Consider the following 7,487-nt stretch of genomic DNA (forward strand, 5'->3'; position numbering starts at 1 on the left):
CCCCATCGCTACCCGCTGCCTGAGAGGTGGTGCCGGAGATCGACCACACGGTGAACGCTGCGCACCCAGACATGTCGCCGTCGAGTGTGGGATCCAACAACGCTTTGATTTTGCGGTTGTTGGACAACTCGTCGACCAGCTGGAAGAACGGCAACGGACATCCTTTGTCGGAGAACGGAAACAACGGGCAGGCAACACGATTAATGGTTAAGGGGCGGGGCCCTCACGGATACGCGCATGGTCTTCTCCTCGGTTCAGGACGGGTGATCGGGGCAGAGATCGCGGGAGTTGCTCTTGATCCACGAGTGCCGGCGGGCAAGGTCGAACGCCTCGCGCGCGGTGTCGACGTAGAAGTTGGCGACCTTCCCGCACGAATCGCAGGTGACCTTCCAGCCCTTCATTCCGCGCTCGTGGACCGGGCGGATCACGTCCGGCCCCGACGCTCGAAGTACACCTCGCCGACCGTCACGGCCGCGGACGTCACACGGAACGCGACGAAAAACACCGCCGACGTGGCAAGTCCCAACGCCACAAGGACAGAACCGATCTCGGTACGGTTCACTGCGCCTGCACCGATGTGGTCTCGTCGTCGCCGTCGAGCGGATTGCTCAGGCGGTCGTACCAACGCTGCACCCACCGGGCGTCACCGATGGCCGTGTGCCGGTCATCGCCCTCGGGTGGCGTGATGCCACAGAGCTTCGACAGTTTGTCCGACTTCACCGGTGGAGTCAGATCCTCGGCGAGTTCGGGCGCGAGCAGGTCCCCCAGCATCCTGAGGTTGAGGACGCTCAGGAATCCGAGGGCCTGTGACACGACATCGATCGGGTGGTAATGCCATGCCGGACAGAGCTTGTGACGCCGCAGCATCGCGGCCAGGACCTCGACATCGAACGTCGGGTTGTTGCCGACAATCGTCGCGCCTCGGGTCATCCGCTCGACCAACACCGCAGCCTTCGCCTCGACTGCCAACCACACCCCCGGACCCGTCTGAAACTCCTCATCGCCCGCGGGCAGTCTCATCGGGGAGTCGGTGCGGAACGACGGATGGGTATCGTAGAAATGGCCGACGTTCAACCCCATCAGCTCCGCCGACGACAGGTCGACATCGGCAACGAACACCCTCAGCTCGGTCGTGTAACCGTTCGGCTCGCGGCGGATCAACGCGATCTCCCACGGCCGCCGATCATGATGCAGTCCAGTCGTTTCCGTATCCAAGAACACCAGTGCGTTTGTCACAGTTCACCTCTCAAGATTCGAGCTTCGGGAGAATGGCGGGGGTACCCGAGCGCACGAGTGGAATCGGGTTCGCGCAGAACGGACCATGCGAGCGCATACAGCGCGACACCGGCAGCCGCGACGAAGATCATCCACATGACGGCACCTCGGTGCTCATGCCGACACATCGATGTCGAATAGGCCCGGCATCTCCACTTTGCGTTCCTGCGCCTGCAGGTATTTCACGCCGTCGAGGAAGTAACCGGGGTTCAGTTCCACCGCACGGCCGCGGCGTCCGAGGTAGAGCGCGCGGACGGCGACTGTGGCGAGTCCACCGAACGGGTCGAAAACGAGATCGTCTGGATTGGAGAATCGGTTGATCAGTCGGTCGACGATGTCGAACTGCAACGGGCACACATGCATTGCCTGCGCACGGCGCGATTGCTCCGTGTTCAGGGTGAGCATGCGGTTGATGTCGTGCCATACCTCAGGATGGTGGGAGCCAGGAGCGAGTGACATGAACGTCGCCGGTAGCGCGCCCTTCCCTTCGAGCTGTTCCCCGACCTTGATGTGCGACTCGTAGTCGTAGATCTCGTTCATGGTCTGCTCGGTGAACATCCGTGATCGTTGCTCGACTGGTAGGGCGGCGAGCTCGTCGACAGTCAGGCTCCGGTTTCCTGATGATCGCCAGAACGCGTGTGCGTCGACTTGCCAGCGAGCACGTGAGTACTGCGCCTTCTCCTTCGTGACCGGGGTATCGGCGTAGCCCTTCGAGCGGTCCGTCTGCGGCTTGTGGAACAGCAGGATGTACTCGGGTGACCCGGCACCCATCTTGGTGCCGTCCTTGCACTGCTCCGACCACCCGAGGCGGTACGTCTGATTGTTCTCGCGAACCACGTCGGTGACGACGGTGATCATCCCGAGGTAGTCGAAGCCGTGCTTGATGCCATGCATCAACGCTTCGGCGTGGAACGGTGAGACCGTCGGGACTCCGGCACCTGTCACGTTGCCGAACAGGATCCGGTCCTTGACGTGGCAGGCGTAGATCCGGCCGGGCCGCAGGACTTTGAGCAGGTTCGGGGTGAGGAAGTCCATCTGGGCCCAGAAGTGGGCGTTGTCGTCGGTGTGCCCGAAGTCGTTGTAGGACGGGGTGTACTCGTAGTGATTGGAGAACGGGATCGACGTCACGACCAGGTCGACCGAGTTCTCCTCCATCTCCGAGGTCTCGGCGACGCAGTCGTTGTTCGCGAACACCCAACGGTCTCCTGATGCTTCGATTCGGTCCACACCCATCGATCGGGTGAGCGCTTCGGTGATGTCGGTTCGGGACAGCCCGAACTCTTTGATGACGTCGGTCATGTTGGCGGTCAACTCCCGGTGTTGGGCCCATTTCTGCTGCAGGATCCGTACGACCTCACGTTCGGATTCGGCGTGGATGATGTCGATGCGGACTCGATGCGGCTGTTGGAACCGCTGGATACGGTGGATGGCTTGGATGAGGTCGTTGAACTTGAAGCCGATCCCGACGAATATCGCTCTATGGCAGAACCTTTGGAAGTTGCAGCCTGATCCTGAGATCTCCGGCTTCGTCGCCAGCAGGCGTGACTGGCCATTCGAAAAATCGATGACCCGCTGCTCACGGATATCGAGGTCCAAGGATCCGTAAACCTCCACAGCTTCGGGCAGTGCGCGTTTGATCGCGCGGCGCTCGTCCTCGAGGTCGTGCCACAGGATGAAGTGGTCATCCGGTGATGCGTCGACGATCTGCTTCATCTTGGCGACACGGCTGTCGATGGTGTCCCTCTTCTCGCGGGCCGCTTCCTTCAATCCGAGCGCGCCGCCGCGGAACAGGTGAGCTTGGCCGTCTCGATCTACCTCGACGTTCTGGCTGTGGTCGACGTCGACCTCGTGGTAGATGACCTCGATCTCGGGCAGGTTGTAGCCGGAGTCGTCGTAGCCGAGGTCGGACGGCTTCTGCAGGAAGATTCCCCACGTGTTGAGCCACAACCAGAACTCTCGTTCCTTGTGTGGATACAGGGTGAGATTGTTCGCCTGTGTCGAGTCGCGCTGGAAGAACCGCGTCAAGGCCTGCCCGGTATCCATCACGCCGAGGAAGCCCGCGTAGTGGATCAGTTCCTTGTACCGGTTCGGGGACGGTGTGGCCGTCGCGACAAACCTGAATTGCACATCATCGAACAAGGTGAGGAACGTCTGATAGGTTTTCGACCCGAAACTGCGCAGCACCGACGCCTCGTCGAGACTGACAGCCGTGAAGTCGTTCGGGTCGAGCTTTCCGTCGCGCACCGACTCGTAGTTCGTGAGATACAGTCCCGGGCCGTCCATCTCGGCCGGCGTCCGAATGAACGATGCGCTGGTGCCCAGCATGGCGGCGTCGCGGGTGAACTCCTGGCGGACACCGAGGGGGCACACGATGAGTGCGGAACCGCCCATTCTCTCGATGATCAACCGCATGATCTCGATCTGCATCACGGACTTGCCGAGACCGAAAGACGCGAACACAGCGCGGCGGCCGCCGAGTACGCACCACCGGACAATGTCCCGCTGGTGCGGTTTGAGCAGGGCATTGATCTGATCGTCGGCGACCGAAAACCCGAAGGTCTTGTTGAAGTTGACCTTCTCCTTCAGGAACTCGGTGTACTCGCGCAAGTCAGCACCCATGTCAGAGCCCCTGTTCGGCGTAGTAGTCCGACAGCTTCATCGGTGTCCAGTAGCTGAGGAAGTCGTCGCTCGGTCCAGTCTTACTGCGCTCGAACGGGTCTCCGGCGCACACGGCGGTTGCTGTGCGGTCAGCGACTGTGATCTCCGCTGCGGCGCAGGCGATGCCAGCGCCGTCTCGTGTGGTTCCGACGATGATCATGGTCGGGAAACCGGTGATCTGTTCTGCGATCGATGCCGCTCCCTTGACGTAGGGCATCGATCGGGCCAGTGCCTTGCCTGCTTCGGTGCGAGGGTCAGCTACCCAGCATCCGATGCGTCGATTGAACTTCCAGCCCGGATGCGGAGCCTCTGCGGACTTGCGGACATACCTGGTGTCGTCGCCTTCGACATACTCGAAGCCCGCAAACCATCGGTCGCCGGTGTGACCGTTGTATCGGATCTGATAGCCGCGATCGAGGGAGTCCATCGGGTAGGTGTCTGCCCAGTCGTCACATTCGGCCTTGAAGTTGTCTCTGCGCTTCTCGGCAGCGAGTAGTGCGGCCACCAGTTCCTGTGTCGTGCTGCGGTAGACGTGTGTCGCGGGCCGAGTCATCGGACACCTGCGATCATCGTGGCGGCGCGCTCGGCGTAGGTGACGGATTCGTTCTGCATCTTCTCGTGGAGATAGCAGGTGTGGCGGCCGTGCGCGGTGTAGCCGAGAGACCAGCGGTATGCCTCCCACCAGTCGACTCCTGAGCGTCGCCAGAACTGCAGCGCCCCTTTGAGTGCTTTGCGGCGGAGGTCTTCCATCCATGCGGGAACGTCGACGAGGGACAGGCTCGTGATCAGCTGCGCGAGATCGCCGAGGGCGTTGCCTTCCGGGAGCTCGGAGATCGGGTCGCCGGGTGCGGAGAACTGCAGCACATGGAAACGGTCGGAGGGTATGTAACGGCCGCCGAGGATGCCTTGGCCCCCGCGGTTGACGCCGATGATCTGGCTCTTGTGGCGAGACGGGTCGGACAGCAGAGCGACTGCGCGAATGATCAGGCCCCAATGCTGGCCGGCACCGATCTGCGCGGCGACGTTGCCGGCGACCTGTGCGCCGCCGGAGTACCCGAGAAGGATCGCGCCCGGGTATTTCCTGATCAGTTCGAGCAGTGCTTGTTCGGCGTGCAGCACGTTGGCTGTGAAGCTGCTCCCGTCCCACCGTGGGACCGGGCCGAACGCGGCGGACCACACCAGTTCGATGATCAGGTACTTCTTCGGGTCGAGGTTCTTGGTGACGCCGGACAGGCTGTTGGTGCCGTACGGTTCGCCGATTCCTCGGCAGGTGATGATCACTTGCATGTCGGTGGTTACCTCTGGGGCTGTGGCGGTCATCGGATTGCCATCCCGTCTGTGGAGATTTCGAAGCGGTAGAAGACGTGCCACACCAGCCCGATGGCGGTGACGACGGTGCCGAGGAAGTGGGTCGCGTCCTCGGCTTCGATGTCGTGTCCGGTGCCCGCGATGCGGAGCACCGCGTGTAGGCCCGTCTCGGTGGAGTAGCGATCGGATTTCGGTACTCGCACCCAGACGTCGACCTTCTGGCCGGGGTCGGTGCGGGAGTCGGCGACCGAGAGTAGGACCGCGTTCGGTGACACCGGCAGGTAGAACTCGTCGCGGACCGGGACCTCGTACCGAAATACGTTGAAGGTGTTGGACATCAGCTTGCCGCCTCGTCGTGGTTGTTGCTGTGTGCCGGATCAGGGAGGCGGGACGACCATGCCACCGACCATTCCTTGTTCCGCGCTGCGTCTTCTTCGCCGATGTTCAGGGGCATCAGCATCCCGAGGAACGACTCCCCGGCCCGGATCAGCAGCGATCGGAACCCGGTGTGCGACTCGATCAGCAGCGGCTTGAGGTACGCGGTGGCCGCGACAGCGAACCGTGCGAGCAGTGGGCCGTTGACGGCCATGTCCTCGAGCAACACCGGCGCGGCGTGGTGAGACCGCGAGACCATCCTCGGCACGTCGAGAAACTGCTCGTCGGTCGGTAGCCGCGGGATCTTGTAGGAGCGGCCGTCGACGAATCCGGCACAGTCGACGACGGTCACGAACTCGTCGTCGGCCTCGAACCGCACCTGGAACTCAGGGGCATCCGAGTCGGCCTTCTCCTTGCCTGCCTTGAAGATCGAGAGAATCTTCTTCACGTCCTCCGGGAGGACGTCGATCGTCGCGAATCCTGGCTCGACCTGCTCCCAGATAGAGACGATCGCCATGGCCATCGAGAACCTGTCCGTCGCGATGACGGTGAGGTTGATCGGGTCGACGATCATTCGGACGCGGGTGTAGGTCGGGAGGTGCTCGTCGTTGCCGGCGTGCACGACGACCGAGGACAGCGCCGCACGGAGGTCAGCTGTGCCGACGGTGATGATGACGTCGCTCATGGTCTACGTCCTTCCTGCTCGGTGGTGGCGCTGTCCGGGGATCGGAATGGCGAGCTGGCCTTCGACTTCGGTGTGCGGGGCCGCTTCCTTGCCCGCGATGTAGCGGTGGATACCGACCTGCCGCTCCGGTGGGAGGGAGAGGAACCACTGCTGTGCGGCAGTGAGAGCGGCGGAGTCCACCGGTTACTCCTGCGCATCGGCCGTGGCCGCGTCGCGCGCGTCGAGCAGTCCACGTTCGACGTCGGAGTACTCGTAGCCGAACACCTCCGTGAGGTCGTGGTGCCAAGCTTCGAGCCCCGGGTACGGTTCGCGCTGCCACTGAAAAGCGTTGGCGAGGTGCTCTTCCTGCATGACGTTGTCGAGCAGGTATGCGGACACCGCCAGTTGCGGCAGGGTCATCTTGTTGACGTGACGTTCGATTTCGGCGTGGTCGTTCTCGTCGTCGTCCTTCGTCATCGGCGGCACACCGAGCAGCTCCATCGCGGCCGACTTGGTCATTCCAGAACGTGTCGATCGGTCCATCACGTACAGGCGCAGGCACCGGACAGCGAAGTCGGCGTTGCTCTCGGCCGCGGCTTTGGCGAGAAAACGGCGGCGCACTGTCGCCGCGGTCCGCAGATCCTCGTCGAGCTTTGCCTTGCGAGCGCGATCCTCACGGGCCCGTGCCTGCGCAGCTGTCTCTGCCGGCGGAGTTGTGGTGGCGTCGGCCCCGTCAGCGCCCGACTCGGGGGCCTTGTAGATCTCTTTGTAGAACCACATGACGCCGCCGTCGGATGCGCGATCGGGCATGGCCGCGCGCTCTGCTCCCTCCGGGACTTCGTCCTCGTCGGTGAACTCGTACCACTCGAACGTTTCGACGGTCGGGTCCCTCTCGGCTTTCTCGCTCGCCGTCGCCACCTCGTCGTCGAGCTGTTCGTTGGTGACGACGCGAATACCTTTGTCGGTCAGATCCTTTTCGATTTTCGCTGCACGTTTGACCCACTCCCTGTCTTTGCGGGCCTGCTCAACGACGTGTGCGAAATTCGGAGTGCCCAGCTGCAGCGACAGACGGTCGTACACCGACTGATCGTCAGCGAACTCGGTGAGTGCGAGCGCATCCTCGATCGTCACCTGACGGGCAACCAGGCGATCGCGCACCAACTGCGGCGCATTCGCCAACTTGATCCGATCCTTGATGGTCTTCTGC

10 protein-coding genes are annotated in these 7,487 nt (G+C 62.7%); all 10 read right to left on the bottom strand.

What is annotated here, in order from left to right; all coding sequences use genetic code 11:
• Positions 1–254: 254 nt before the first annotated feature.
• Positions 255–428 (bottom strand): hypothetical protein, encoded by a 174-nt coding sequence (locus tag CH296_RS29195; protein ID WP_179277856.1) that lies wholly within the window; start codon positions 426–428, stop codon positions 255–257.
• Positions 425–562 carry a hypothetical protein gene (locus CH296_RS29200; protein ID WP_179277857.1) on the bottom strand — a complete coding sequence of 46 codons (138 nt, stop codon included), beginning with the start codon at positions 560–562 and terminating at the stop codon, positions 425–427. The genes CH296_RS29195 and CH296_RS29200 overlap by 4 nt, the downstream gene beginning before the upstream one ends.
• Complete coding sequence (locus CH296_RS27995; RefSeq protein WP_094686236.1) at positions 559–1,236, bottom strand: hypothetical protein; 678 nt, start codon at positions 1,234–1,236, stop codon at positions 559–561. Before CH296_RS27995 ends, CH296_RS29200 begins: the two co-directional genes overlap by 4 nt.
• Before the next feature lie 153 nt (positions 1,237–1,389).
• Entirely contained in the window at positions 1,390–3,894 is a 2,505-nt protein-coding gene (locus CH296_RS28000) for a DNA methyltransferase (protein WP_094686237.1), read from the bottom strand.
• A gap of 1 nt (position 3,895) precedes the next feature.
• Positions 3,896–4,486, bottom strand: a complete 591-nt coding sequence (locus CH296_RS28005; RefSeq protein ID WP_094686238.1) for a hypothetical protein — start codon at positions 4,484–4,486, stop codon at positions 3,896–3,898.
• Positions 4,483–5,253: a hypothetical protein gene (locus CH296_RS28010; protein ID WP_094686239.1), complete on the bottom strand. Its 771-nt coding sequence runs from the start codon at positions 5,251–5,253 to the stop codon at positions 4,483–4,485. The genes CH296_RS28005 and CH296_RS28010 overlap by 4 nt, the downstream gene beginning before the upstream one ends.
• Entirely contained in the window at positions 5,250–5,579 is a 330-nt protein-coding gene (locus tag CH296_RS28015) for a hypothetical protein (protein ID WP_094686240.1), read from the bottom strand. The genes CH296_RS28010 and CH296_RS28015 overlap by 4 nt, the downstream gene beginning before the upstream one ends.
• Positions 5,579–6,301, bottom strand: a complete 723-nt coding sequence (locus tag CH296_RS28020) for a hypothetical protein (RefSeq protein WP_094686241.1) — start codon at positions 6,299–6,301, stop codon at positions 5,579–5,581. Before CH296_RS28020 ends, CH296_RS28015 begins: the two co-directional genes overlap by 1 nt.
• Before the next feature lie 3 nt (positions 6,302–6,304).
• Entirely contained in the window at positions 6,305–6,481 is a 177-nt protein-coding gene (locus CH296_RS29205; RefSeq protein WP_179277858.1) for a hypothetical protein, read from the bottom strand.
• A gap of 3 nt (positions 6,482–6,484) precedes the next feature.
• Positions 6,485–7,487 (bottom strand): hypothetical protein (locus CH296_RS29210; RefSeq protein WP_179277859.1); only part of this gene is annotated, 1,003 nt, incomplete at its 5' end.

Source organism: Rhodococcus sp. 14-2496-1d, assembly GCF_002259365.1.
In the GTDB taxonomy this organism is placed as follows: Bacteria; Actinomycetota; Actinomycetes; order Mycobacteriales; family Mycobacteriaceae; genus Rhodococcoides.